At 72.6% G+C, this 24,790-nt stretch carries 26 protein-coding genes and 1 pseudogene; 10 read left to right on the top strand and 17 right to left on the bottom strand.

The genetic code is table 11. The features are described from left to right. Window positions 1-144: 144 nt before the first annotated feature. The 8 genes from ACZ5DS_RS37065 to ACZ5DS_RS37030 all read right to left on the bottom strand — a co-directional run bounded on the left by ACZ5DS_RS37065 (window position 145) and on the right by ACZ5DS_RS37030 (window position 5,038). Window positions 145-270 (bottom strand): hypothetical protein, encoded by a 126-nt coding sequence (locus ACZ5DS_RS37065; RefSeq protein ID WP_468247465.1) that lies wholly within the window; start codon window positions 268-270, stop codon window positions 145-147. A 116-nt stretch (window positions 271-386) separates the two neighbouring features. Then, on the bottom strand, window positions 387-641 hold the full coding sequence (locus ACZ5DS_RS37060; RefSeq protein ID WP_468247464.1) for a PLD nuclease N-terminal domain-containing protein: 255 nt from the start codon (window positions 639-641) through the stop codon (window positions 387-389). A 28-nt stretch (window positions 642-669) separates the two neighbouring features. Further along, complete coding sequence (locus ACZ5DS_RS37055; protein ID WP_468247461.1) at window positions 670-1,233, bottom strand: HAAS signaling domain-containing protein; 564 nt, start codon at window positions 1,231-1,233, stop codon at window positions 670-672. Window positions 1,234-1,245: 12 nt separating this feature from the next. Then, a complete protein-coding gene (locus tag ACZ5DS_RS37050; protein ID WP_468247458.1) occupies window positions 1,246-1,599 on the bottom strand; it encodes a PadR family transcriptional regulator in 354 nt (117 codons plus the stop codon). A 43-nt stretch (window positions 1,600-1,642) separates the two neighbouring features. After that, window positions 1,643-2,188, bottom strand: coding sequence for a hypothetical protein (locus ACZ5DS_RS37045; protein WP_468247456.1), 546 nt, complete (start codon window positions 2,186-2,188; stop codon window positions 1,643-1,645). 318 nt (window positions 2,189-2,506) lie between these two features. Further along, window positions 2,507-2,956, bottom strand: a complete 450-nt coding sequence (locus tag ACZ5DS_RS37040) for a hypothetical protein (protein WP_468247453.1) — start codon at window positions 2,954-2,956, stop codon at window positions 2,507-2,509. A 53-nt stretch (window positions 2,957-3,009) separates the two neighbouring features. Then, window positions 3,010-4,305, bottom strand: a complete 1,296-nt coding sequence (locus ACZ5DS_RS37035) for a phage baseplate protein (RefSeq protein ID WP_468247451.1) — start codon at window positions 4,303-4,305, stop codon at window positions 3,010-3,012. 223 nt (window positions 4,306-4,528) lie between these two features. Further along, a complete protein-coding gene (locus ACZ5DS_RS37030; protein ID WP_468247448.1) occupies window positions 4,529-5,038 on the bottom strand; it encodes a DinB family protein in 510 nt (169 codons plus the stop codon). Between the two features lie 87 nt (window positions 5,039-5,125). Here ACZ5DS_RS37030 and ACZ5DS_RS37025 point away from each other — a divergent pair, with 87 nt between their 5' ends. Then, window positions 5,126-5,842 carry a hypothetical protein gene (locus ACZ5DS_RS37025; protein ID WP_468247446.1) on the top strand — a complete coding sequence of 239 codons (717 nt, stop codon included), beginning with the start codon at window positions 5,126-5,128 and terminating at the stop codon, window positions 5,840-5,842. Here ACZ5DS_RS37025 and ACZ5DS_RS37020 read toward each other — a convergent pair. The 3 genes and pseudogenes from ACZ5DS_RS37020 to ACZ5DS_RS37010 form a co-directional block, all read right to left on the bottom strand. After that, window positions 5,839-7,468, bottom strand: a pseudogene (locus ACZ5DS_RS37020) (IS200/IS605 family accessory protein TnpB-related protein). The gene ACZ5DS_RS37025 and the pseudogene ACZ5DS_RS37020 overlap by 4 nt on opposite strands. Window positions 7,469-7,695: 227 nt before the next feature. Then, window positions 7,696-8,613: a Crp/Fnr family transcriptional regulator gene (locus tag ACZ5DS_RS37015; protein WP_468247444.1), complete on the bottom strand. Its 918-nt coding sequence runs from the start codon at window positions 8,611-8,613 to the stop codon at window positions 7,696-7,698. Next, complete coding sequence (locus tag ACZ5DS_RS37010; RefSeq protein WP_468247441.1) at window positions 8,610-9,095, bottom strand: hypothetical protein; 486 nt, start codon at window positions 9,093-9,095, stop codon at window positions 8,610-8,612. Before ACZ5DS_RS37010 ends, ACZ5DS_RS37015 begins: the two co-directional genes overlap by 4 nt. Before the next feature lie 232 nt (window positions 9,096-9,327). Between ACZ5DS_RS37010 and ACZ5DS_RS37005 the strand changes: the two genes are divergently transcribed. From ACZ5DS_RS37005 to ACZ5DS_RS36990, 4 genes are read left to right on the top strand one after another with little or no spacing between them, the layout of a single operon-like run. Further along, a complete protein-coding gene (locus ACZ5DS_RS37005) occupies window positions 9,328-9,816 on the top strand; it encodes a hypothetical protein (RefSeq protein WP_468247438.1) in 489 nt (162 codons plus the stop codon). After that, window positions 9,809-10,159, top strand: coding sequence for a hypothetical protein (locus ACZ5DS_RS37000; protein ID WP_468247436.1), 351 nt, complete (start codon window positions 9,809-9,811; stop codon window positions 10,157-10,159). Before ACZ5DS_RS37005 ends, ACZ5DS_RS37000 begins: the two co-directional genes overlap by 8 nt. Beyond that, window positions 10,149-11,096: an FAD:protein FMN transferase gene (locus ACZ5DS_RS36995; protein ID WP_468247434.1), complete on the top strand. Its 948-nt coding sequence runs from the start codon at window positions 10,149-10,151 to the stop codon at window positions 11,094-11,096. The genes ACZ5DS_RS37000 and ACZ5DS_RS36995 overlap by 11 nt, the downstream gene beginning before the upstream one ends. Continuing rightward, complete coding sequence (locus tag ACZ5DS_RS36990; RefSeq protein WP_468247432.1) at window positions 11,051-12,655, top strand: 2Fe-2S iron-sulfur cluster-binding protein; 1,605 nt, start codon at window positions 11,051-11,053, stop codon at window positions 12,653-12,655. Before ACZ5DS_RS36995 ends, ACZ5DS_RS36990 begins: the two co-directional genes overlap by 46 nt. 56 nt (window positions 12,656-12,711) lie before the next feature. Here the strand turns inward: ACZ5DS_RS36990 and ACZ5DS_RS36985 are convergent, their stop codons facing one another. The 5 genes from ACZ5DS_RS36985 to ACZ5DS_RS36965 form a co-directional block, all read right to left on the bottom strand. After that, window positions 12,712-13,911 carry an NAD(P)/FAD-dependent oxidoreductase gene (locus tag ACZ5DS_RS36985; protein ID WP_468247430.1) on the bottom strand — a complete coding sequence of 400 codons (1,200 nt, stop codon included), beginning with the start codon at window positions 13,909-13,911 and terminating at the stop codon, window positions 12,712-12,714. A 92-nt stretch (window positions 13,912-14,003) separates the two neighbouring features. Beyond that, window positions 14,004-14,948, bottom strand: a complete 945-nt coding sequence (gene sigJ, locus ACZ5DS_RS36980; protein ID WP_468247427.1) for an RNA polymerase sigma factor SigJ — start codon at window positions 14,946-14,948, stop codon at window positions 14,004-14,006. A gap of 285 nt (window positions 14,949-15,233) precedes the next feature. Then, the gene (locus ACZ5DS_RS36975; RefSeq protein WP_468247425.1) at window positions 15,234-15,485 is read right to left on the bottom strand and encodes a hypothetical protein; all 252 of its coding nucleotides are present in this window, start codon (window positions 15,483-15,485) and stop codon (window positions 15,234-15,236) included. A 113-nt stretch (window positions 15,486-15,598) separates the two neighbouring features. Then, entirely contained in the window at window positions 15,599-17,311 is a 1,713-nt protein-coding gene (locus ACZ5DS_RS36970; RefSeq protein ID WP_468247422.1) for a CHAT domain-containing protein, read from the bottom strand. Further along, on the bottom strand, window positions 17,290-20,019 hold the full coding sequence (locus tag ACZ5DS_RS36965) for a hypothetical protein (protein WP_468247419.1): 2,730 nt from the start codon (window positions 20,017-20,019) through the stop codon (window positions 17,290-17,292). The genes ACZ5DS_RS36970 and ACZ5DS_RS36965 overlap by 22 nt, the downstream gene beginning before the upstream one ends. 67 nt (window positions 20,020-20,086) lie before the next feature. Here ACZ5DS_RS36965 and ACZ5DS_RS36960 point away from each other — a divergent pair, with 67 nt between their 5' ends. After that, complete coding sequence (locus tag ACZ5DS_RS36960; protein WP_468247417.1) at window positions 20,087-20,473, top strand: hypothetical protein; 387 nt, start codon at window positions 20,087-20,089, stop codon at window positions 20,471-20,473. 5 nt (window positions 20,474-20,478) lie between these two features. Beyond that, the gene (locus tag ACZ5DS_RS36955; protein ID WP_468247414.1) at window positions 20,479-21,285 is read left to right on the top strand and encodes a hypothetical protein; all 807 of its coding nucleotides are present in this window, start codon (window positions 20,479-20,481) and stop codon (window positions 21,283-21,285) included. Window positions 21,286-21,330: 45 nt separating this feature from the next. On the opposite strand, the gene ACZ5DS_RS36950 is transcribed toward ACZ5DS_RS36955, so the two are convergent. After that, window positions 21,331-21,981: an FMN-dependent NADH-azoreductase gene (locus ACZ5DS_RS36950; RefSeq protein ID WP_468247412.1), complete on the bottom strand. Its 651-nt coding sequence runs from the start codon at window positions 21,979-21,981 to the stop codon at window positions 21,331-21,333. A gap of 118 nt (window positions 21,982-22,099) precedes the next feature. Here ACZ5DS_RS36950 and ACZ5DS_RS36945 point away from each other — a divergent pair, with 118 nt between their 5' ends. From ACZ5DS_RS36945 to ACZ5DS_RS36935, 3 genes are all read left to right on the top strand, one after another. Further along, the gene (locus ACZ5DS_RS36945; RefSeq protein ID WP_468247410.1) at window positions 22,100-22,468 is read left to right on the top strand and encodes a winged helix-turn-helix transcriptional regulator; all 369 of its coding nucleotides are present in this window, start codon (window positions 22,100-22,102) and stop codon (window positions 22,466-22,468) included. Between the two features lie 157 nt (window positions 22,469-22,625). Further along, window positions 22,626-23,399: a VOC family protein gene (locus tag ACZ5DS_RS36940; protein WP_468247407.1), complete on the top strand. Its 774-nt coding sequence runs from the start codon at window positions 22,626-22,628 to the stop codon at window positions 23,397-23,399. 139 nt (window positions 23,400-23,538) lie between these two features. After that, window positions 23,539-24,528, top strand: a complete 990-nt coding sequence (locus ACZ5DS_RS36935) for an NAD-dependent epimerase/dehydratase family protein (protein ID WP_468247405.1) — start codon at window positions 23,539-23,541, stop codon at window positions 24,526-24,528. The last annotated feature ends 262 nt before the right edge of the window (window positions 24,529-24,790 follow it).

The raw sequence follows: 24,790 nt of genomic DNA, 5'->3' as shown, positions 1-24,790 counted from the left end.
GAAATCCCCCATGGAGTGAACTGGCAGACGCAGCAAGCTATCAGCGACATCGGGAGGAGGATGTCGGAGCGGGAGCGGACCGTGTGAAGGACGCCGAGAAGCAGGCTCGGGGCGTTGTGGCGGCACTTGCCTTGCAGCCGAGCCTTACGGCTGGATCTCCAGCTGAACAAGGACGCCCGCGACGCGGACGGTGGCGACGCTGTCGTAGACGATCAGCGACCTGCCGCCGTCGACGTACCGGACGGTTTCCGTCCCGCTCCCGCCGGACACGGCGACGCAGGAAGCCGCCGGTGCGTCCGAGTCGAAGGAGCCTGTTCGACCTCGCCGACGCCGACGGGGACGGCACCCCGCGAGGCTCTGTACTAGGGCCTGGCTTCCCCTTGGAGTCAGGCGATGCCCGGCCGGCGCCGGGCGTCGCGGCGGCCGACGAGGAACCAGAGCAGGCTCCCGAGGAAGGGGGCCATGAGGGAGAAGACGAGCCAGACCAGCTTCATCCCTCCGGTGAGGTCGGACCTGACGATGCTGAGCAGAGCGCCGAAGTACACCGCGAGAACGGCGACGACCGCGGCAGCTCCTGCGCAGGCGATCACGATTTGGCCCGTGGGGGCGAGGGCCATCTGGTGTGCGAGCTGTGCCTGCATCCGTTCATTCCTTTTGCTGGTGGGGGATTCATGAGGGGCGCCGTGCGGACCGCAGCAGGTAGACGCCGGCGGCGGCAGGGAGCGCCGGGACGGCCAGGAGGACGGGGAGGAATGCTCCGAGGCCGAAGTTCAGCGTGCCCGCGGGGATCACCCACTGCGCCGCCGCGAACAGCGGCGGCACGAGGGCGGCCGCCGTACCGATCGCCTTGTCGCGGTTGCGCCACTGCGGCGCGGTCCACAGCCACCAGAGCGCGCCGATCAGGGCCGGGACGCCCAGTACGGGTCCGAAGACCGTCAGGGGGCCGGTCGCCGCCAGCAGTCCCAGCAGGGCGAGGGTGCGTCCTCGGCTCCCGTGCGCAGTGGGGTGCTCCTCGCCGAGTGCAGTGGCGGCGATCGTGCGCGGGTCGCCGAGGCGTGTGAGCACGGTGCGGATCCCGTCGTCGCCGGATGCGGACTCTTCCGCGAGGGCCACGGCGATGTGCTCCTCCAGGTCGGCCAGCAGCTCGTTGCGGCGTTCCGGGCTGAGGCCGGCCGTTTCACGCGCCACGGTGGCCAGGTAACTCTTCACCAGCGGGTGGTCGGTGATCGTCACGGTGGTCTCCAGTCAGTCGGTGATGAAGTGGTCGACCGCGTCACGGAAGTGCGGCCAGATGGCGGTGAACTCCTTCAGCGCCGCTTGTCCCGACGGCGTCAGCTCGTAGTAGCGCCGCGGGGGCCCGCTGGGGGACTCCTGCCAGCGGGTCTCCACCAGTCCGTCACGGCGCAGCCGCGACAGCAGGGGGTAGATGGTCCCTTGGCTCGTGACCATGACGTTCACCGCGCCGAGGGTTTCGAGCAGCTCCACGCCGTAGCGCGGACCTTCTCGCAAGATCGCAAGCACGCAGTACTCCAGCACCCCCTTGCGGAGCTGGCTCTCCGCCTTGCCGGCGACAGGCTTACCTGCGATGTCAGGTTCCATGCATTGCACAGTACCTGGTTATCTCTAGACCGCCAAAGGCCACTCAGGTGTTCCTGGTCCTCCGGCGGCGCACGGCGGTGTAGCCGACGGCGGCGAGGACCATCGCGCCGCCGACGACGACTGCGGCAACGGTGCCGGTGCGGCCGAAGGAACCGGCCGCCTGCTCGCAGTACCCGCCGTTGTCGTCCTTGACCGTGATGGTCAGGTGACCCCGGTCGCCGATCGCTGCGGACCTCTCGTGCTGCCCGGCGATGTCGACCGGGTAGCTTCCCGGCCCGATGTCGCAGCTGATGGTGCCGTTGCCCTCCCCGAAGCTGTTCTTCCCCATCTCCACGGTCACGTCCTTGGTGAACGCCGGAGACTTCACGGTGAAGCTGCCGTTGCCGTCCGCGGCCAGGGAGGTCAGGTCGACGTCGGACGTGACCACGACGGGCGCACCCGGCTGAAGGGGGCCGTCTGCGGTGCTGTCGCTGTCGTTTTCGCGGATGCTGATGCCCAGGCCCGGACCGTCCGCCGCCGAGGCCGTGTGAGAGCCCGTGAGGCCGATGACGGTCGCGGTGAGAGCGGTCGCTGCAGTGCGCAGGTACATCGCGCGTACCTCGCCTTCCTGAGAGGGGGCAGTCGGGCTTGGATGGCACGAGCATGTGTTCACGGCCGAGGGCGGTAAAGGCGTCGGTGCAGGCGCCCGCGGTCATGACGGAGGCGTGGGTCCACAACTGGTCAGATGGCACCATCCGGACCTCCGTTCCCACACCGGAGGGGTCCGCGTCGCGGTAGTACACGTCGACCCGCCGGCGGGTGGGGGCGGGAGACCCGGAGAGCACTGGCCTGCGGCCCCGGCGGCCGGTCGGCTGTCCGGGCTCCCGCCCTTGGCACGGAAAAGCCCGTGCGACAGGGGCCCCTGTCGTTAACGCCACATCGTCTGGATCGAGTCGAGCTGGACCCAGGTGATCGGGTTGCCGGTGGTGGCGCCGTAGATGGTCACGGAGCCGGCGGTGTTCACCTCGAAGCGGCAGGCGTTGATGCCCTGGCTGTTGTTCCGGGGGGTCGTGGCGCGGACGTACCAGGTGGGCAGACCCATGGTCGCCGGCAGCGTGGCGATCTTGGTGTCGGCGTTGAGGCTGCAGGTGATCGCGCCGCGGGCCTGGAGGAAGGTGGTGCCGAGGATGGTGACGGTGCGGACCTGCGGGGTCGCGCCGGTCTGCGGGGTGATGCCGGGCTCCAGCACCAGATCGGCCCACGCGGTGGCGTCGACGGCGGCGGCAGCCGCGGGGGTGGCGGTGGCGAGGCTGCCGACGGTGACAGCGGCGGGCAGGCCGAGAGCGGCACCGAGGATGCTACGGCGGCTGTGGGACATGATGGTTGGTCTCCTTGACGAGGCCGTGTGCGGAAGGGCGAAGGGGGGCGGGTTCAGCGCCAGACGGCGCTGAAGTTGTCGAGCTGCGCCCAGGTGATGGCGTTGGTGGAGGTCCCGCCGAACAGGCGCAGCTGGCCGTCGGTGCCGGCCTCGGCCCGGGCGACGCAGTAGCCGCCGACGTTGTTGCGCGGGACGTTGCAGCGGGTCGGCATGCTCGGGGAGAGCGTGTCGGGCAGGGTGCCGATGACCGCGTCGGCGTTGAAGGTGCCCCTGACCCCACCGCTGAGCTGGAGCGTCGTCACGCCGCTGACACTGATGAGGCGCCCCTTGGGGGGGTTCTGGTCGACGGTGACACCGGCGGCGAGGGGGATCGTCTGCCAGTCGGTGAGCACCTTGACGCCGTCGACCTCGGCTGCCCCGGAGAGCGACACGATGGTGCAGGTCCGCGGCCCGGGGTCTTCGCAGGCGAAGCCGAAGTGGAGGTACGGCACGGTGTCCACCACTTCCACGGTCATGCCCTCGGGCTCGCGCCACTCGAGACCCGGCGCGGCGGTGATGAACTGCCGGTCCAGGACATTCCCGGTGGCCCACTCGACAGCGGTGAGGTAGGTGTTGCCCGGCGGCGGGTTGTGCGGAGTGGCGGGCGGATTGCTGGTGCTGTCGTAGTGCTCCCCGTCGAGCAGGTACAGAACGCCGCTGTGGGACGCATATGCCTGGAAGACGCCCAGGCCCGTGGGCTGGGCCAGGCGCTGGAGGGGCTGGAAGGTGCCCGCCGCGGCCTGGGCCAGGTCGTACCGCTCGTAGTACATCGTGCCGCCGGTGCTGAACCGGACGATGAGCTCGTTGGCGCTGCGGTCGATGGTGGGGGTGACGGAGCGGGCGCCGACCACGGGCGTGTACGTGCTCATGGAGGAGCTGTAGTCCAGGACCGTCCCGGTCCGGAACTCGAAGTTGGTGATGGCGCTGCCGAAGCCCTCGTACTTGTTCGTCGTCTTGTTGAGGGTGGACACGGATGCCGTCTCGGTCCACAGGCGGATGACGCCGCTGCGGTTCTCGACGCCGAGGTTGACGCCGTGGCCGAAGCCCCGCAGGTACATGTATCCGACGATCGCGCCGGACCGGTTGAGGCGGGTCACGCACATGTCGCCGTTGGCGCTCCGGTCGTCACCGGAGACCGGCCCGGACTCCCCGCTGAGGGTGAGACCACCCTCCATCACCTGGAGCACGAAGATGTCGCCGGACACCGGGTCGATGCCGAACGACTGCATCACGGTGCTGTTCTTGAGCGGGCGCCGGTGGAGCAGCTTGCCCACCGGTCCCGCGATGTCTATCTGTCCTGCAAGGGTCACGCTCAACGACGCCGCTCCTTCTCGCACGTTCCCGTGCTGTCCTGCTCGGGGAGGCGAAAGTGTCGCATGACCTTTGCGGATACAAACATGCGGTGGTCGGTGGCGGCCGCGCTCGCGAGGCCCTTCGGGCGGGTATGGCCGAAACGTACGCCAGTGGGAACGGGATCGTTGCCGGCGGCGGTGGCACTTCGCCGCGTTCCGTGAGCCTGGACAGGGAGAGCGGTCAGGCGCCGACCGTGCCGTCCACGCCCTCGCGGAGGAAGTCCGCGTGGCCGTTGTGGCGGCCGTACTCCAGGATCATGTGGAGCATCACCATCCGCAGGGACACGTCCTCGCCCCAGCGCGGCTGGTGTCCGACGAGGTCCAGGGAGTCGGCCTCGCGCTCGATGCGTCGCGAGTGCTCGACCTCCGCCTCCCACACCGCGAACGCCTGCTCGGCGCTCGCGCCCGTGGTGTCGTACGCGGCCTGGAAGTCGAACTCCTTCTCCGACCAGACCATCGGGGCGGCGCTGTCGTCGAACACCCGGCAGAACCAGGCGCGTTCGACCTCGGCCATATGGCGGACCAGGGCGAGCAGGGACAGGGTCGACGGCGGGCTCGACCGCTCCTTGAGCTGCTCCTCCGTCAGGCCCTCGCACTTCATCGCCAGGGTCGCCCGGTGGAACTCCAGGAACGCCCGCAGCGTCTCGCGCTCCGTGCCGAGGAGGGGCGGGCCAGTGCGTTCGACGGTCACGGTGGGTTCCTCTCGGGGGCGAGCCGGTGCGAGCCGGTGCGAGCCGGTGCGTCGAACGTACCCCGAGGGTGTGGTGGAGTGGGCGCCATGACCGACATCGAGACGATCACGGTGCCCGGACATCTGCGGGGGTATCCCGGGGTGGCGTTCGGCGGATACATAGCGGGGGTGCTCGCCGGCCGGGCGGCGGCCAAGACCGTGCGGGTGGACTTCCGGCGGCCGACCCCGGTGGAGGTACCGGTGGGGCTCGCGGCGACCGCCGACGGCGGGGCCGTGCTGACCGGTGCGGACGGGGTGCTCGCGGTGGCCACGCCCGACGAGCTGGACCTCGAAGCCCCCGAACCGCCCTCCTGGGACGAGGCGTCGGCGGCGGCCGAGGCCTACCGCGCGGCTCCGCCGCAGGGGGCCGTGGACTGCTTCGGGTGCGGACTCGACCGCACGCCCGACACCGGGCTGCGCCAGCACTGCGGGGTCGTGCCGGGACGGGATCTGGTGGCCGCCGCGTGGACGGCCGGGCCCGCGCTCGCCGACACCGAGGGGATGCTGCGGGCGGAGCTCGTGTGGGGAGCGCTCGACTGCCCCGGAAACGCGGCGGGGCGGCTACGGGGGGCTCTGCAGGAGGGCGCGGTGACGGCCTCGCTCACGTCTCGGCTGCTCCAGCCGGTGCCGGTTTCCTCGCGGCTGGTGTCGTATGCGTGGGTCCGCTCGGAGGAAGGACGCAAGCACCGGGTGGGTGTTGCCCTGGCCACGGCCGGGGGCGACCTCTGCGCGGTCGCCTCGGCGCTGTGGGTGGACCGTTCCTAGAGACTGAGCGGGAGTGAGTCCTGTTGCCAGGACTCGTGCTCAGCCGTGTGCCCCGAACGGTTGTGGGCACCCTGGTCCCCCGCTTTCGCTCCACATCCGGCGCCGGCGGATCGCGTCCGTGGTCCGGGAATGCGAGGGCGGGTTTCCTCACGCCCCGGGACAACCGGTCCGGCCTGGACGGTCCGATGCCCCGCACGATCACTCCGGTCGTGCGGGGGCGGTGTCGTCCGTCGCCGGATCGGGCATCCCAGGGCGCGTCGTCCGATCGCCACGGCGGCAGCCTGGTGGCGGGTGGTCTTGCGCGTTGTCGTGGTGAGGGGTTTTTGCCAGTGCTGGGCGCCCCAGCGGCTGGTGTAGGCGGGATCGACGGCGACGAGGGTGAGGCCGAGCTCGGCGGCCATGGACACCAGCCTGGCGCGCAGCTTCGCAGTGGGCATGCCGGAGATCAGCTTGCGGAACCGCTTGCGCCGCCCGTGCTTCTCCCGGGTCTTCTCCCCTTGGAAGTCCAGGTCCTCGATCGCGAGCGCCAGGCCGTGGCGCTTGGCCCAGTGCAGGAGGCGGATCAGGGCATGCCGCACCTGGGGCGTCCCGGTGCGGCGCGGTGCCGGTCAGGTCGTAGTCGAACCTGCGGGGCTTACCGACCGGGTTGCCATGCTCGTCCAGACGCCAGGCGGCCAGGTGGTCGGCGTTCGTGTCCACACCGATCAGCCCACCGGCCCGGGCCGCCTCCAGCGGCACGGCCGCGACCTGCGGGATCTGCCAGGAGGCGATCAGATACCAGCGGTCACGGCCGACATCGTGGTGGATGCGGTAGGCCACGGCACGGTTCGCCGTGATGCGGTCGGCCCACTGCTCGCCCCGGTGCCGGAAGCCGACCCGGCAGGCGAGCACGTACCGGCCGTGGGGCGCGTTCGCCAGACCGGCCAGCGGTGCCGGGAGTTTGATGCTCACCTCACCGTCAGGGGTGACGCGGATCGTCTCGCTCCCGCACCGCTTCCCCGACTCGCCATCGGCCTGGAGGAACCAGCGCTCGGCCTCCCACCGGCTGCGCCACCCGGCCTCGGACAACTGGGCGGCCTCGAGGTGGTGCCGGGTGCGCAGCAGCTTCTTTCCGCCGCGCACCACCCGCACGCGTCCGGCGTCCCGGTCGGCCCGCTCACGCCCCAGCCGGTCTTCCAGCAGGTGCAGACGCCGGGACTTGGCGAACCACTCCTGCTCGGAGCGGTAACCGCCCGGCTTGCCCTGGGAGCCCTTGGCCCCGACCGGCAGCGACAACCGGTGCGTGATGGTGTCGACACCTGCTTCGAGGTTCTGGATGCAGGCGAGCTGTCCACGCCTCGCCAGCGCCCACTGGTCGCGCGTGGCTTTGGTGATGCTGCCCGCCCACCGGGAGGAGGACTCCTCGGTAAGGGCACGCTTGGGCTGGGCCCACTGGTCGCTGTCATGGTCGAGCCCGGCCGCGCAGCGGGCCTTCAGGTCACGGGAGGCCAGGGAACCGAGCAGGTCACAGACCAGGCGCAGGATCTTCCCGTCCTGCGCGGTCAGCCCCTTCAGACTGCACCGGATGGCCACCCCGGACGGGCCGGGCACCACGAACGAAGCCGCCACCTGGCGCAACCCGCCCATCCCCCCACCCCCTGCCCAAGCACCCGTCACCACACCCAACGAACACCGCCCGCGAGGGTCACGCATTCGACGCAAGAACTCTCGTTCCCTACCCAGGCGCGCACACGTCGTGGTCGAGATACTCACTCATGCACGCCAGAACGCGTCCAAGTGCTGTCAATCACCAGCAGTTCCCAACCCCCGGTAGCACCCTCGGCGTCGGCTGGGGGCGCTCGCTTTGCCAGGGCCTACCCGGCCTCGTCCTTCAGCCGTTCCGGGCTCAGCACGGTGATGCGGCCCCGGGCCAGGCGCAGCAGGCCACGGTCGGCGAACTCGTGCAGGATCCTGGTCGTTGTCTCGCGGGAGGTGCCGGCCAGGGCGGCGAGCTGTTCATGGGTGAGGGTGATCTGCGGGTGGCCGGCACCCGGGCGGAGCCTGGACGCCGGGGTGTCGGTGCGGGTGGCGAGCGTGGTCAGGGTCGTGGCGATGCGCTGGGGCACGGACTTGAAGACGCTGTCGGACAGGCGTTGTTCGAGGTCGGCCAGGCGGCGGCCGAGGATCTCGGTGATGCGGGCGGCGATCCGGGCGTCCGACAACAGGAACCTCTGGACGTCGGCGCGGCTCATCACGCACACGGTGACGTCGTCGAGGGCCTCGGCGAAGTTGTCGTACATGCGCTGGCCGAGCAGGGCCATCTCGCCGAAGATCGTGCCGGGGCTGATGATCGCGGTGGTCAGGGCGCGGCCGTCGGCGGAGACGCGGAAGATGCGGACCCGGCCCTTCTTGAGGATGAACAGCACCTCGCTGGGCTGCTGCGGGGAGTGCAGGATCTCCCCGGCGGCGTAGGTCTTCATGGGGGCCGCGGCGGCGATGGCGTCCATCTCCTGCTCCGACAGGTCGCGGAAGATGTCGACCTCGGAGACGCACCAGGTGCGGTCCGGGGCGGCGTCGGTGTCGTCGTCGCGGTCGATCATGCGGTGCGTCTCCTCGCGTCGCCCCGGAGCCCAGGGCGGTGGCGCCGCGCCCCAGACGGGGGTGGCCAGCGCGGCAGCGTCCTCGGCCAGACAGTACGGCAGCGGGCCACCGCCGGGGGTGCCGCCGCGCTGGGCGGCATCCCGGGACGTGCCGCCGGGGGTGTCCGGCGCCGCGGGCGAGGGCGGTGTCATCGGGCGGCCGTGTCGGTACGCCTGCCCGCCGCTTGGGCGATGCCGGCATAGGTCAGGCCCATGAGCAGGCCGAACACCAGGTGGCCGCCGAGGCTGGAGCTGCTCACGGCGTTCCAGTCGAAGACCGGCATCCCCATGTTCGCCGGCATGATCCACAGGGCGCCGACGGTCCACCACACGGCGCCGTAGGCCAGTCCGAGGAGGACGGCGGGCGCGAGCTTCTGGGCGAACTCGCCCAGCACGACACCGAAACCGATACCCGCGAACAGGCTGATGGCCAGATGGATGAGCCAGCCGACGAAGGCGTTGGTGGAGCCGAGCAGCCCGGCCACCATGGTGATCATCGCCGTGTCCGTCATCGGCCGCGCCACCGACATCCAGATACCGAACCCGACACCACCGACCAGCCCGGCTGCAGCACCGTAGAGCGCGTGGACCGGGATGACGGCGGTGGTCGGAGACACGCGCAAGGTGGTTGTCATCGTGAGGTCCTCTCCTGCTGTGTGCTTCTTCTCGGCTCCGACGCTAGGAGGGCTGCACGGTGCAGGTATGTGAGGGCGCTTACGTACGGGGCGGTAGGTGCCCCAGTCCCGCCGCCTCACGCAGCACGCACTGCCTGTGAATCTTCCGTGAGACGCACTTGTCGGCCTTCTGGCGAACTGGCTATGCTCCCCGACGCTCGTGAGGTTTGCCTTACCTAAGTGGAGGATCGCTGTGGATCATCGCCGCTCGCTCGCCCTGGCCGGGGCCGTGGTGGCTGTCGGCGCGTCCGGCGTGATCGCCGGCGCCGCCCTGTTCGGGCAGAGCGGAGCGAACGCCCCCCAGGCGCAGCCCGCCGCCGCCTCGTCCTCCGCGGCGCCCAGCCCGGCGCCGACGGTCGAGGAGACCCGGTACGTCGACGTCCCCGCCAAGAAGGCACCGGCCCCGCAGGCACCCGCTGCCGCACAGGCCCCGGCTCCCGCGATACCCGCGGCCGCCCGCCCGGCACCGAGGAAGGCAGGCGAGTCGTCCACCCGGACCGAGGCGAGCGGTGCCGCGACGAAGGAACCGACCACTCCGGCCACCCGCTCCAGCTCCAGCTCCAGCTCCGTCGAGCCCACTCCCTCGGCCACCACCACCTCCCAGGCCAGCGGCCCCGGCAAGGGTGAGAAGGACGACGAGGAAGAGCACAAGGGCGAGCACGAGGGCGGCAGCGATGACTGACCGCAGTGGCGGACCGTCGGCCGCGCGCATCGCCGTCACCGGCGGCAGCGTCGCCGCGACCCTGCTGATGATGGCCGCCTTCGCGCACGAGCAGCACGCCGCCGATGCCGAGCGTGCCAAGCAGGCACAGCAGGTCGCCCAGCAGACACAGCAACAGCAGGCGCAGACCCCGGTCGCGCCTCGCGTCGTGAAGGTCGTCACCGTCGTACGACGGCACAGCGGCGGTCAGGCTGCCACGGCGCCCCAGGCGCCCGGCGCCGCCGCCCACCCCGCCCCCGCCGCCCCGGCACCCGCAGCCCCCGCTCCCGCTCCCGCGCCGGCCACCGACTCCCGTGCCAGCTGAGGAGATCCGCTTCCCGGCCATGGGCAGCGACGCCCATGTCATGGTCGTGGAAGGGGAGCCGGAGCTGCTGGAGTGGGCCCGGCATCGGATCGCCGAGTTGGAGCGGCTCTGGTCGCGGTTCCGGCCCGACAGCGATCTGTGTCGGATCAACTCCGGTGCCGGACAGGCGGTTTCCGTCGCCCCGGAGACGGTGGAGATCGTGCGTCGGGCGGTCGAGGCGTGGGAGCTGACCGGCGGGTTGTTCGACCCGACCGTGCTGACCGCGCTGGAAACGGCCGGATACGACCGTACGTTCACGCGGGTGCCCGACGCCTCCGACGGCACAGCCGGCACCGCGCCCGTGCCGGGCTGCCCCGGCATCGGGATCGACGGCGAGACGATCCTCGTACCCGAGGGCACGCGGCTGGACCTGGGGGGCATCGGCAAGGGGTACGCCGCGGACCTCGTCGCCTACGAGCTGCGTACGGCCGGGGCCGCCGGCGCCCTGGTCAACCTGGGCGGTGACGTCAGGGTCAGTGGTACGCCGCCCACCGACGCCGGATGGATCGTCTCCGTGGCCGATCCGTGGGAGGGCGGCGACGATCTCGTCTCGCTCGCCGTGGCCGAAGGTGCGGTCGCCACCTCCAGCCGGCTGCGCCGCCGCTGGCGGCGTGGTGGGCGGGAGGCCCACCATCTGATCGACCCCCGCACCGGCGCGCCCGCGGCCGACGGCATCGCCGCCGTGACCGTCGTCGCCCAGCAGGCCCACTGGGCGGAGATCCTGGCCAAGGCCGCGCTCATCGCGGGCCCCGGCGCCGGTCCCGAGCTGCTCGCCGGCCAGGGCGCGGCGGGTCTGATCGCCCTGCACGACACGACGCTGCTGCGCTGCGGCGGCCTGGAGAGGTACGAGACATGGACCCCAAGCTCTGGTGGGACCTCGCCCGCGCCGGCGGGCTGACCGCCTGGTGGCTGGTCTCGCTGGCCGTGCTGTGGGGGCTGCTGCTGTCCACGCGCGTGCTCGGCGGCCGTACCGCCCCCTCCTGGCTCCTCGACCTGCACCGGCTGCTCGGCGGACTCGCGGTCGTCTTCACGGGTCTGCACATCGCGGGCCTGGTGCTGGACGAGTGGGTGCACTTCCGGTGGGCGGACGTGCTCGTGCCGATGGCCGCCTCGTACCGGCCCGGCGCCGTGGCGTGGGGCGTCGTGGCCCTCTACTTCCTCCTCGCGATCCAGATCACCTCACTGCTCAGGTCCCGTGTCCCCGAGGCGCTGTGGCGGTGGGTGCACCGCACGGCCTTCGCCGTGTTCGTGCTGGGTACCGTGCACACCTTCACCGCGGGCACGGATGCCGGCGGGCCGCTGGTGCGCTGGAGCGCCGCGGTCGTCGCGGCCGCGTTCGTGTTCCTGGTGACGTACCGGATCGCGGCCGGCCGCAGGATCACCAAGCGCACGCCCCCGGTGACGACGCCCCGCCCCGGCCGCGGCTTCCACCGGCTCACCGTCCGCGAGGTCCGGCGCGAGACCGCGGACGCCGTCTCCGTCGCCTTCGACGTCCCCGCCGAGCTCATCCCCGCCTACCGCTTCACGCCCGGCCAGCACCTCACCCTCAAGGTCGCGGATCAGCGTCGTACGTACTCCCTGTGCAGCGGGGTCGGCGACGGCGAACTGCGCATCGCCGTCAAGCGCGTACCCGGCGGCCGGGTCTCCACCTGGGTCACCACCGAGCTGCGCGCGGGCGACACCGTCGAGGTCTCCGCCCCGGCCGGACGCTTCACCACCGAGACCAACCCCCTCAACTCCCGCCACCTCGTGGGCGTCGCGGCCGGCAGCGGCATCACCCCCGTCGCGGCGATCGTCAAGAGTGTCCTGCTCCTGGAACCGCACAGCCGCTGCACGCTGGTGTACGGCAACAAGGACCCCGGGTCCGTGATGCTCGCCCGCGATCTGGCCGAACTGGCCGAGAAGTACGGCGACCGGCTGCGCCTCATCCACGTCTACAGCCGGCACGACGAGGGCCACCCGGAACGATACGGCCGTCTCACCAAGGACCGCTTCCACACCCTGGTCACCGAGCACGCCCCCGATGTCGCGGAGGCCGACGAGGCGTTCCTGTGCGGGCCGGTGGAGATGACCGACGCGGTCCGCGAGGCCCTGACCGGCCTCGGCATACCCGCCGACCGCATCCACTCCGAACGCTTCACGGGCTCGGCCACACCGGTGTCGGAACCTGCGGACACCGCCGAACACGACGTCACCGTCGTCGACCAGGGCGCCAGGACCACCGTCACGGTCCGCCCCACCGAAACCGTCCTCGACGCGGGCCTGCGCGCCGGCCTGGACCTCCCCTACAGCTGCCAGGAAGGCATCTGCGGGACCTGCCGTGCCAAGTCGACCGGCGGCCGCGTCCGCCTCGACGAGTGCGACCTCGGCCAGACCGACATCGACGCCGGCTACGTCCTGACCTGCCGCACCCGCCCCCTCGACGACACCGCCGTCATCGACTTCGACCAGAACTGAGAGCGGCGGGCCGTCCAGGCCAACCTGGGCGCCGGGGCGGATGCCCGCTGTGCGCATCAGGCCGGTGCCTTGACCGCCGTGGCCGCCTGGGCCGGCTCCCGTACGACGTGGCGGCGCCGGGTCGGCATCCCGAACGTCGGGTTGGCGACGCCCCAGGCCGCGCCCTTGCAGATCAGTTCCTTGTAGACGGCGGCGAGCCGTCCTGTCAGGGCCGCCCGGACGGCGCGGTCGTCGGCGGTGACGTACTGGATCAGGCCTTCCGTGCGGCCCAGCGAGATGCACTGGTTGAAGTAGCGGATCGGCACCTTCGGGAGCTTGCCGCCGGTCAGGCGGGCCGCGATGGCGTCGGCGGCCTGCCATGCGGTGAAGCTGCCCGAGGCGCACGACATCCGCAGCGGCTTGTCGCCGGGTCCCATCGCCATGGCCGCGTCGCCGATGGCGTACACGTCCGGGTGCGAGACCGAGCGCATGGTCCCGTCGACCACGATCTGGCCCGTGCCGGTGACCTCCAGGGTGGTGGCGCGCGCGATCGGGTGGACGGCGAAGCCGGTGGTCCACACGGTGACGGCGGCCGGGACGGACGCGCCGTCGGCGGTGGTGACGCGGTCGGCCTCGACGCCGGTGACGGCGGCGTGCTCGTGCACGGTGATGCCGAGCCTGTCGAAGACCTTGCGCACGTGCCCGCGGCCCTTCTCGGAGAGCCAGTCGCCGAGGCCGCCGCGGGCGGCGAGGGTGACGTCGAGGTCCGGGCGGGCCTCGGCGATCTCGGTCGCGGCCTCCAGGCCGGTGAGGCCGCCGCCGACCACGACCACGGGCTGTCCGGCGTCCAGGCGGGCCAGCCGCTCGCGCAGCCGGAGCGCTCCGGGGCGACTGGCGATCTGGTCGGCGTGCTCGGCGGTGCCGGGGACGCCCTGGTCGTTCCAGCCGCTGCCGAGGGCGTACACGAGGGTGTCGTACTCCAGGTCCTCGGCGTCGCCGTTCGCGTCGCTGACGGCGACCGTCCTGCGGTCGACGTCGACGCCGGTGATCTGCGCGAGCTTCAGTTCGACGCCGGTGCCCGCGAACATCTCGGTGAAGGGCCGGGGCCTCAGGTCCTGGCCGGCCGCAAGCTGGTGCAACCGGACGCGCTCGACGAAGTCCGGCTCGGCGTTGACGAGGGTGATGGTGACGTCTTCGCGGTGCAGCCGCCTGGCCAGGCGCCCGGCGGCGACGGCTCCCGTGTATCCGGCTCCGAGGACGATGATGCGGTGCTGCATGTGCGCGCTCCTGTCGTGGGCGGGTTCGCCACCTGAACCGGACAGCCCGCCGATTCCTGACAGGAGCGCGATGTGAAGCACCTCACATCGGGTCAGAAGGCTGTGAGCAGGGGTTCGCCGTGGTCGGCGGCCGCCCACCGGCGGGTCGCGCGTTCGAGCTTGTCGGGGTTGACCTGGTTGCGGAACGCGGCGATGCCCTCGGCGGTGATCTCCAGGCACATGACGCCGATGACCCGGCCGTCGAGGACCGCCACGAGGGCGGGACCGCCGTTGGCGGTCGCGGCGTAGACCTCGGGCGAGCCACCGACCAGCGCCTGCTTGGCCTTGCCGGGTTTGAACAGGCCCCGCATGAACGTCGCGACCGCGAGGGCGCCTTCGAACGCCTTGGCGCGGGCCGGGACCTTCCCACCGCCGTCGCCGACCGCGATGGCGTCCTGGGTGAGCAGCCGTACGAGCGGCTCGGTCCGGCCGCTGGTGGCGGCCGCGAGGAACTCGTCGACGATCCGCCGGGCGGCGGCCTGGTCGATCTCGCTGCGGGCCTTGCCGTCCGCGACGTGCCTCCTGGCACGGTGGAGGATCTGCTGGCTGGCGGCCTCGGTGATCTCGAGGATCCCGGCGATCTCCCGGTGCGGGTAGTCGAAGGCCTCCCGCAGCACGTACACCGCCCGCTCGTTGGGTGAGAGGCGCTCCAGCAGGGCGAGGACGGCGTACGAGACCGATTCGCGCTGTTCGGCGGTGTCGGCCGGCCCGAGCATCGGGTCCCCGGCGAGCAGCGGCTCGGGGAGCCATTGGCCCACATAGGTCTCGCGCCGCGCGCGGGCCGAGGTGAGCTGGTTGAGGCACAGGTTGGTGAGAACCTTCGTCAGCCAGGCCTCGGGGACCTGGACATGGCCGACGTCGGCGGCCTGCCAGCGCAGGAACGTCTCCTGTACGGCGTCCTCGGCCTCGCTCGCGGAGCCGAGGAGACGGTAGGCGATGGCCTCCAGACGGGGCCTGGAGGCCTCGAACCGGTCCACGTCGCTCATCGTCAGGGCCATGGGCCGGATCCTAGCCCGCACGGCGCGCGCCGCCGACTGACGAGCCGTTCGCTCGCACGCCCTTGCGGGAGAATGCGCTGGCGGCGTAACAGGCAGCGGAGCAACCGCAGAAGACCGGCGCCGACGCCGAGATACCTGAACACAGGGCAAAGGACCCGGACCGTGACCGGTCCGGGTCCTTTGGCATCCACCTCTGACATGAACACAAGAGGCCAGTGACGGCCAGGGGGCGGCGGGCTCATGACCCAGGCGCCGAGACCCAATTCGGTGAGCTACGGAACGCGGCTAATAACCGTGTCCGCAGTCGGAGCCGACATGGGTGAACTGCGCGCCTGGACTGCCTTCGCCGTTCGCCAGGTTGCCGGCCAGACCGTTGAGGATGCCCACCTCACCGAGGATGTCGAGATCCAGGTCATGGGACTTGCAGCCGCCGCCCCCCATGCTCACCGCGCCCTGAGCGGTGGCGGGGCCGGTGGATATGAAGCTCACGCTGACGATGATCGCGGCCGCGACAGCGGCCTGGGGAAGCTTCCGCATTTCTCCTCCTTGGGTCAGGTCGAGCGCACCATCAGAAGATCCACTCAGCGCTCAATTCGGAGGCTAATCCGACATTTCCCGCAGCGCTCATCAACACCGCCATCCGGGGGCACCTACGTCCCCGCGTGCACATACGCCGCCCAGACGTGCGGCCGGTCCGGGATGCGGCGCCGTAGTTGACGGACCGTGTCGTGCAGGGCGTGTGCGGCGCTGGTGGTGTCGCCGGCCGTCGTGCAGCGGTAGAAGTCGCGCGTCATGTGGTCGGCATGGGTGCTGTCGATCGTCCACAGGGTGCCGACCGCGGTGGGGAAGCCCGCCAGCAGGAAGGAGCTCGTGATGTGGATGGCCTCGTCCGTGAGGCGTTCGGCGGTGCGGGCGGTGCCGCAGGCTGCCAGGAAGGCGAGTTGCGCCGCGCGCGGGCGGGCTCGGCAGATCTGCAGGACCGAGACCTGCTCGCCGCTGGGCAGGTGCAGGAGGGCGCCGGAGGGTTCCGTCGGGTCGGTGGCGGCGTGGCAGCCGAAGTGGGCCCACGAGGCGTCGTGCAGCGCGGTGAGCACGGCCTCGCGGGTGGCCGTCGGGCCGAGCAACAGCTCGTGTGCGCCGAGGAGTTCGGCGGCGTAGTCGGCGGCCGCCGCGACGCCGGGGAGGTCGTCCTCGGGCGCGGCGACCAGCAGGGCGCTGCCATGGTCGGCCGTGTCGCGCTGCCGGGCGCGGGCGCGGGCGTACGCCAGGGTCTGCAGGCCGGGTACGTACGACGACACCACCGCGTCGAGTGCGGCGCCGCAGCCGCCGAGTGTGCAGTCGGGCGCCGTGCACTGGGCCGCGTGCAGTGGCAGGGCGCTGAAGGGTCCGGTCGGCACCCACCAGATGCGCGGCCAGTCGGCACGGTCGGCGACGGGGGCCGCCGAGCCGACCAGCTCCAGCACCGGGCGCACGATCTTGTGCCAGGTCCACGCCAGCGTCTCGCGGACCGTGCCGCCGGCGGCCACGAGTTGGAGGGGGGACGGTCGTGCCATGCCTTGCGCGTTGATGGCGTCCACCGCTTCGCGCAGCCGCCGTGCCGTGTCGGTGATCTCGTCGGCCTCCGCGTCGAGGGGGAGGGCGGTGATCGACCGGTGGGTGACGACGAGGGCGTGGCAGAAGCGCCTGCCGTGGTTGAGGACGACCACGGGGCCGTCGGCCGCGAGCGCCTTCAGCTCCTCGGCGGTGAGCGGTCGTAGGAAGCCTTCGAAGCCGGGCAGGGTACGGATGCGCCGTACGAGGTCGTCGAGTTCGTTGGAGGCGCGCAGGCTCGCCAGCCGGGCCCACTCGGCGGCACCGGCGGCGGACGTCTCGGGTTCCGCGTCGAGCTGCCCGGTCAGCCGCTCGAACTCGTCGGCCAGCTCGGGGTGTGCGGAGCGCAGGTCGCCGATGTCGGCGCGGGCCTCGATCCGCCGGGCCAGCAGCAGTCCGCGGCCGCGCTCCAGCAGTTCTACCGTGCGGTCGACGTCGGGGCCCGCCACCGTGCGGTCCAGGGGGGCGAGTTCGGGCGGGGTCCGGCCCGCCTCGACCTCGCGCATGGCCTGCTTCAGGGCCTCCAGGTGGGCGGGGAGCCGGGCGGCGAGGTCGCGGCTGACGACGTGGGCGAGGATCAGCTCGGTGACCGACCGGATGTCGCCCTCGAAGGTCGACAGGCCGTGCTCGGCGGACGCCTGGTCGCTGCCCCGGTCGGTGACGCCGGCCATGGCGTCGACGGCCGCTTCGAGATGCGCCAGGGCCAGGTCGACCCGGGGCTGTGCCCGGCCCAGCGCACCGGCCGCGGCGCCTATCTCGCCGTGGGCGCGCATCCACACCGGGATCGCGGGGTCGCGCCACGCAGCGGGGTCCGCGGTGCCGTCGAGGCGGGCCCGGACGGGCGCCAGGAGGGAGGCGAGGAAGTCGCCCTGGGTGCCGGGGGACGCGGGGCACGCTGGTCGGCGGCCGCGCCCGTGTCGGCGGCCGCGCTCGTATCGGTGTCGGTCACACCCGTATCGGTGGTCACCTCCGGCAGGCGGCCCCGGGCGACGAGGTCGAGGAACATCCGCATCATGGCGCCCACGTCCACCGGGGACCCCTCCGGTATCTCCTCCGAGAGGACGCGGCTCAGTTCGTCCGCCTCGGCCAACAGGGCCTCGGCGCGCTCCGGTTCGGTGGCGCGGAGCGCGACGGCACGCTGGGCGAGGGCCCGCGCGAGCGTCGTCGCGATCATCGGGCGCATCGGGTGTCCGGCGGGGCACTCGGCGAAGGTCGCCCGGCACTGGTCGACCACGGCGTCGTCGAGGTCCGGGCGCGGGCCGCCGCCCGGTCCCACGGTCTCCACGAGGTCGACGTACGCGTCGCCCATCAGGTCGTACCAGGGCCGGCCGGCCGCCTCGGGTGCGGCGCGGATGACGTCCTGCATGCGGCGGGCGGTCTGCCGGGCCCGTTCCAGCTGGGCCGGTTCATGGCCGAACAGGTAGTTCTGCAGGGCGTTGTGCAGCTCGGTGCGGGCCGACAGCAGCTCCCTGTCGGTCTCGGACAGCACCGCACCGCCGGGCGCGGGGCCGTCCTCGGCCTCCGGCATGGCGGGTGCACCCGGCATCGAGGCGAGCAGGGCCGCCGCCTCGCGCGCGCCCTCCGCGTCGAAGCTGCCGATCGACAGGGTCGTCAGCGCCTCCGCGAGCAGCTGGTTGAACTCGCCCGGCAGGTCGGAGGCGTTGGAGCGGGCGTAGCGCAGCAGCCTGACGACCTCTGCGAGCGCGGCGGGGTCGGCGCGGTCGGAGGGCCGGGCGGACAGGGCGCCGCCGAGCACCGCGGAGAGGTACGGGCGCAGGGTGTCGTCGTCCTCGCCCATGCCCTCGAGGAGCTCGCGGATGATCTCGATGTCGGCGTCGAGGGTCTCGGGGCCGTCCAGGCGGACGTCGTCCATGCGGGCCAGCTGCTCCACCAGCGCGCGCATCTCCCCGTCCGGAACGCCCCCCGTGGTGGCGGACAGGACGGCGACGGGCAGCGCGGCCGCGAACATCCCTCGTCTCAGCAGGTCCGACACCGGGAAGCCGGGCGGGGCCGCGGCCGCCGCCTCCTCGGCCAGCTCCCGGGACTCCGCCGCGAGCAGCCCGGCCCGGGCCGGCGCGCTGCCGCGCAGGGCCTCTGCCCGCAGTCCGGTGAGCGCGGCCAGTACGGCGACGTAGGCGTGGCGGTGCGGGCGGTCGGCGGGGAGGGCGGCCAGGGCGGTGCGGTAGCGGGCGATGCGCTCGTCGGAGGCGTCGTCGGGCACGAATCCGGCGGCCAGGTCGACGCTCTCGAGGTCGATGTCGACCGGCCCGCCGTCGCGTGCGGCGCGCTCTCTGACCCGCGCGGCGAAGCGCCCGAGGAGCGGCGCGACCCGCTCCAGGTCGCCCGGGTCGTCGCTCCGGCTCAGCTCCTGCAACTCCCGGTAGGCCGAGAGCATGTCGCGCTGCTCGTCGCTCAACGCCCCGACGGAATCCAGCAGTTCCATGGCCTCCAGGCCGGCCGCCTCGTCCTCGCACTCCCCCGCGAAGGCCGCGAGTGCCTCACCGAGCGCGGTGGTGACCCTGGGGTGCGCGGGATGCCCGGCCGGGGTGGCGGCGAGGGCCGCGCGCAGCCGTCGTACGGCGCAGGCGATGCGGCTCGCGTCGTGCTCGGCGATGCCCGCGTCCGCGAGGGCCGCGCCGACGACCAGGTCCCGTTCGCCGGGCCAGGTGACGGGCTGGGTGTCCAGCAGGCGCAGGAAGCGCAGCCCCTCGGCGGCCTCCGGGGTGAGCGCGCCGTCGGGGGCGGCCGCGACCAGCCGTTCGAGCGGGGCGAGGCGGGGCGTGCCGAGCAGCCGTGCGGCGTCCACCAGCGTGCGCAGGGCGGGCGTGGCGGCCGCCCGGGCCACGGCGGGTTCGAAGAAGCCGGGGCCGACGGCGGCGAGCCGCGCGCACACCGCGCGCCCGTACCGGGCGGCGGCGGCCAGCGCGTCCGGGTCGGCCGCGAGCTGGAAGCGCGTCACGTTCAGTTCCAGGGCGTGGACGGTCAACTCCACGAATCCCGCGTGGTCTTCGGCCGGCAGGTGCTCGAACGACGCGTCCGACCAGGCGAGCGCACGCTCCAGCGCGGCGGTCCTCTCCTGCTGCGGCCCGTTGACCACGGCGTCGGCGTACGCCGCGCTCATCAGGTACGCGAACCGCGCCTCGTGGGACGGATCGGCGGGGTCGAAGCCTTCCTTCAGGGCCTCGGGGAGCCCGGCGGCGTCCGGGAGGCGCGGGCACAGGAAGCCGAAGGTGCCGAACACGACGGTCAGATTCTGCTGCGCGTCGGGGTCCTCGGCGCCCTGGTGGCGGAACCAGAAGGTCCAGAAGACGGCGGCGAGCGCCTCGAGGTCGATCGACTCCTCGGGCGAGGGCGAGGGTGCGGCCTGCCGCAGCAGGGCCAGCGCGTCGGCCACCGCGTCCTGCTCGCGCAGGGGCGCCGGATCACGGGCGTTCTGAGCCGTGACGAGGCGTGCGACCACTCGTTCCCGAAGCTCGGACATCGCTGTTTACATTAGTCTGACTGGCTGTCAGGGGGCAGTGGTTCTCGGGACTTTCAGGGAGGCCGCCGTGGGGGACGGGGCGAAAGCGCGCAGGGTGTACGAGGACGCCGTGGAATACCTGTGCCGCAACATCGAGGAGCTGCGCCCGCTGATCGGCCCCGCCGTCTGGGAGACGGCCTTCCCGGTCGTACGGGACGCGGACCCGGCCGGCACCGAGTGGCGGGACGCCGTACGCGCCCTGCACGACGCGGTCGAGGCGGCCGGGATCCCGAACGGGCTCGGGCTGCCCGCCACCATGGGCGTGGGCGACTGGCCGGGCGCCCCCACACCGCAGTCGGTCGGCTGGGTCTGCCCCACGCGTCGCTGTGCCCGGGTCGAGCTGCGGGACGGAGCCCCGGCCACGGCACCGACGTGCGAGCTGAGCGGGGGACCCATGCGCCTGGTGGACGGCTGACGGCGATGGGGCTGCTCATCGAGCTGCAGAAGCGCATACCCGACGGCTGGTTCCTGCGGCGACTGCTGCCCGCCGCGCTGTTCGTCGTGGTCGCGGTCGTCGGCGGCGGGGAGCTGGGCCACACCCACTGGAACGACGTCGCCCTCGCCCACGAACGGATCGCGGCGGCGCTGCGGACGGGCGGCGGCCTGTCCGCGGACGCCGTCGCCTCGCTCGTGCTCGTCGCGGTGCCGGTGGTGGGGGCCGCCTTCGCCGTGCCCTATGCCGCCGCCGCGATCGGGTCGCTGGCGTCCGGGGCCTGGCCGTGGTGGCTGATGCCGGTGGGCCGGCGCGTGACGGCGTGGCGGCTGCGGCGCTGGGTGGAGCCGGACTCCCTGGCCAGGGAGTCCGTGCGGGCGCGCGACGCGGGCCACGCGCTGCGCGCCGACCGGCTGGACGCGCGGGCGGCCCGCGCCCGAGCTGCCGGGCGGCCGGGGTCACCGACCTGGACGGGCGACCGGTTCCGCCGCACCGAGGCGACCGTCCGAAGGGAGACGGGCGCCGACGTCGCCGACGGCTGGACCTCACTGCTGCTGGGTGCGGCCGATCCGCCCCGCACCGCGCTGGCCGAGGCCCGCGACGCCTACGACGCGGCCTGCGAGGCCCTCGCCTGGAGCACGGCGTTCACGCTGCTCGGCGCCTGGTGGTGGCCCGCCGCCCCGGTCGGCGCCCTCCTCGGCCTGGCCTCCTGGCGCTCACTGCGCCACGCGGTACAGGCCCTGTGCCGCACGACGGAGGCGGCGTTCACCCTGCGCGGGACGGACCGGCAGTGATGTCGCTCGCCACCCCGGCAGGCAACGTTCGCCCCGTCGCGACTCTTACGCGGCGAAGCGGTTCGCGAGGCTCTTCGCCTTGGTGGTCGCGTCCTGGAGGGCACGGTCGCGGGAGGCCTCGAAGAGGGGCACCAGCTCCGCCATGGCCGGGTTGTGCGGGGCCATGGTCAGCTCCGGCACGATGAAGTCGAGGTCGAGGCCGAGGGCGTCGCCGAGGACCGCCGTCAGGTAGTTCTGGACGTACTCGTAGTTCTCGCGCGGGGTGCCCGGCGCGTAGGAGCCGCCGCGGCTGGCCACGACGGTGACCGGGGTGCCCTTGGCTGAGGGGGACTCGCCCGCCGTGCGGCCGAACAGGATCACGTTGTCCAGCCACGCCTTGAGGGTCGAGGGGACCGTGTAGTTGTACATCGGCGCGCCGATGAGCACCGCGTCCGCCTGCTCCAGCTCCTCGATCAGCCGCACGCGGTCGGCGAAGGCGGCCTCCTGCTCGGGCGTGTGGGCGGCCGGGTCGGCGAAGCCGGCGGTGTGGGCGGCGGCGGTCAGGTGCGGGACGGGATCCACGGCGAGGTCCCGGTAGATCACCGTGCCGCCGGGGTGCTGCTCCTGCCAGGTCGTGCGGAAGGCGTCGGTCACGGCGCGGGACGCGGACGCCTCACCCGGGAAGAGGGACGAGTCGATGTGCAGGAGGGTGGCCATACGTGTCTCCAGGGGAAAGAGCCCACGGCAGAGTGGGCTGAGGTTTCGTACCTAGCTATGTCTAACACAGGTACTTACTTTTTTTCATCCCCCTACGACGGGGTAGTACCCTGGTCCCATGGCGGCGGCGGAGCGGACGCATGACGCGACGGAGTGCAAGCGCGTGGACGACGGCATCACGCGCGTCTTCCAAGTGCTCGGAAAGCGCTGGAACGGCCCGATCCTGGCCGTGCTGCAGGGTCAGCCGACGTACTTCGCCGACCTGCGCCGGGCCATCCCCGGCATCAGCGAGCGGATGCTCTCCGACCGGCTCGCCGAACTCGGTGCCGCCGGGCTCGTGCTGCGCGAGGTCGACGAGGGGCCGCCGCTGCGGGTCTCCTACCGGCTGACCGAACAGGGCGCCGCGCTGGAGCCCGCGCTCAGGGAACTGGGCGAGTGGGCGAAGAAGCACCTGCCGGACGCGCCGCCCTGCACGGAGACCGTGTAGCGACGGCCCTCGACGACCCCACCCCTCGGGTCAGGTCTGACCGGGTTCCGCAGCCCGGGTGAAACGTCCGGGACATCCGGTCCGCCGCGCCGGGCGCCCTCCGCGGGGGCGGCATAGTGACGGGGTCTTCCGTACCGGATGCCCCAGGAGGAACCGCATGCTCGGCACCGACTTCCGCGCCGGATCGCCCGTCTGGCTCGACCTCGGCAGCCCCGACACGGACGCGGCCGCCGCCTTCTACGGTGCCGTCTTCGGCTGGCAGTACCAGTCGCTCGGACCGGAAGCGGGCGGGTACGGGCTCTTCCAGAAGGACGGCAAGACCGTCGCCGCCCTCGGACGGCTGACCGAGGAGGGGGCGGCATCGGCCTGGACGACGTACTTCCGCACCGACGACATCGAGGCCACCGCCCGTGACGTCGTCGCCGGCGGCGGCCGGGTGCGCGTCGAGCCGATGAACGTGGGCGAGGGGCGACTGGCCCAGTTCACCGACGCCCAGGGCGCCGAGTTCGCCGTCTGGGAGGCCGGGGCGGGCCTGGAGAAGGCGTCCGAGGACAACACGCTGGTGTGGGTGGAACTGCACACCGCCGACCCGGAGGCCGCGATCCGCTTCTACCAGGGGCTGTTCGGCTGGCGCTCCCAGGACATGGAGGCGCCCGGCATGACGTACCGGGTCCTCAGCATCGCGGCGGGCGACCAGGAGGAGGGCTCCTTCGGCGGCGTGGCACCGCTCCAGTCGGACCAGGAGACGGCGCGCTGGGTCCCGTACTTCGCCGTGGCCGACGCGGACGCCGTCGTCACCTCGGTGCAGGACAACGGCGGCACGGTCCTCATGCCGGCCGCGGACGTCCCGGACGTGGGCCGCATCGCCTGGCTGACGGACCCCGCCCAGGCCGTCTTCGCGGTCCTCAAGCCGAACCCGCGCCAGGGCTGAACGCCGCGAGACCGACGACACAGCAGTACGGCGTCGCGCTGGACGGAACGGGGCTTCCCGTTCGAGGACACCTTACGGAGCCGTGACGTACCGCCCGTCGCACCCCTCCGCCGGAGGCTCGCGTTCCTAGCGTGGCCATATGCGTGTACTGGTCACCGGCGGTGCCGGGTTCATCGGGTCCCATGTCGTCGACGCGCTGCGGGCCCGCGGCCACGAGCCGGTCGTGTACGACGTCCGGGACGATCCCGGAGCCGACGTACGCGACCCGGCGGCCGTCGCCCGCGCCCTGTCCGGCATGGACGCCGTCTGCCACCAGGCGGCCATGGTGGGCCTCGGCAACGGGGTCGCGGACGCGGCCGAGTACGTCTCCCACAACGACCTGGGCACCGCCGTCCTGCTCGCCGCGATGGCCGAGGCGGGCGTACGGCGGCTGGTGCTGGCGGGGTCGATGGTGGTGTACGGGGAGGGCCGCTACGAGTGCCCCGCGCACGGCGTCGTACGCCCCGGCCCGCGCGCCGAGACGGACCTGCGCGCGGGCCGCTTCGATCCCGTCTGCCCTGTATGCGGAGCACAGTTGGCCCCGGGCCTGGTCGCCGAGGACGCCCCGGCCGACCCGCGCAACGTGTACGCCACCACCAAGCTCGCCCAGGAGCACCTGTCCGCGGCCTGGGCCCGCTGCACGGACGGCACGGCGATCTCCCTGCGCTACCACAACGTGTACGGCCCCCGGATGCCCCGCAACACCCCGTACGCCGGAGTCGCCTCCTTCTTCCGCTCGGCCCTCGAACGCGGCGAGCCCCCGCGCGTCTTCGAGGACGGCCGCCAGCGCCGGGACTTCGTCCACGTCCGGGACGTGGCCGCCGCCAACGTCACCGCGCTGGAGGCCGAGCCGCGCCCGGGAACCCTCACGGCGTACAACACCGGCAGCGGCGAGCCGCACACCGTCGGCGACCTGGCCCGCGCCCTGTCCGCGGCCCACGGCGGCCCCGAGCCGGTGGTCACCGGCGAGTACCGCCTCGGCGACGTCCGGCACATCACGGCGGACTCGTCCCGGCTGCGGACGGAACTGGGCTGGAAGCCGGAGGTCGGCTTCACTGCGGGGATGCGGGAGTTCGCGCGGGCGCGGTGAGGCGTCACGGCACGGCCCTCGGGGCGGGCCCGGCGTGGCCAGCCCCGTAGGTGGTTGAAGTCGTAATCGGCGGCCCCGGCCATCTCCCATGGGAGGTGAGGAGACGACCGGGGGCCGGTTCAGGGCCCCTCAGTGAGGCTTGCGCTGCTGACTCCGAGGCCTTGCTGGCGGAGGTCCGCCCGGCGGATCAGGCCCTGGCGTGGGCGGCGTAGCGTCTACCCTCATAGGTGTGTTCCCCCCTCTCATGGCGGTCGGGAGCCAG

The organism is Streptomyces sp. NPDC031100, from assembly GCF_055570785.1.
This window is presented reverse-complemented; position numbering and strand designations above follow the sequence as displayed.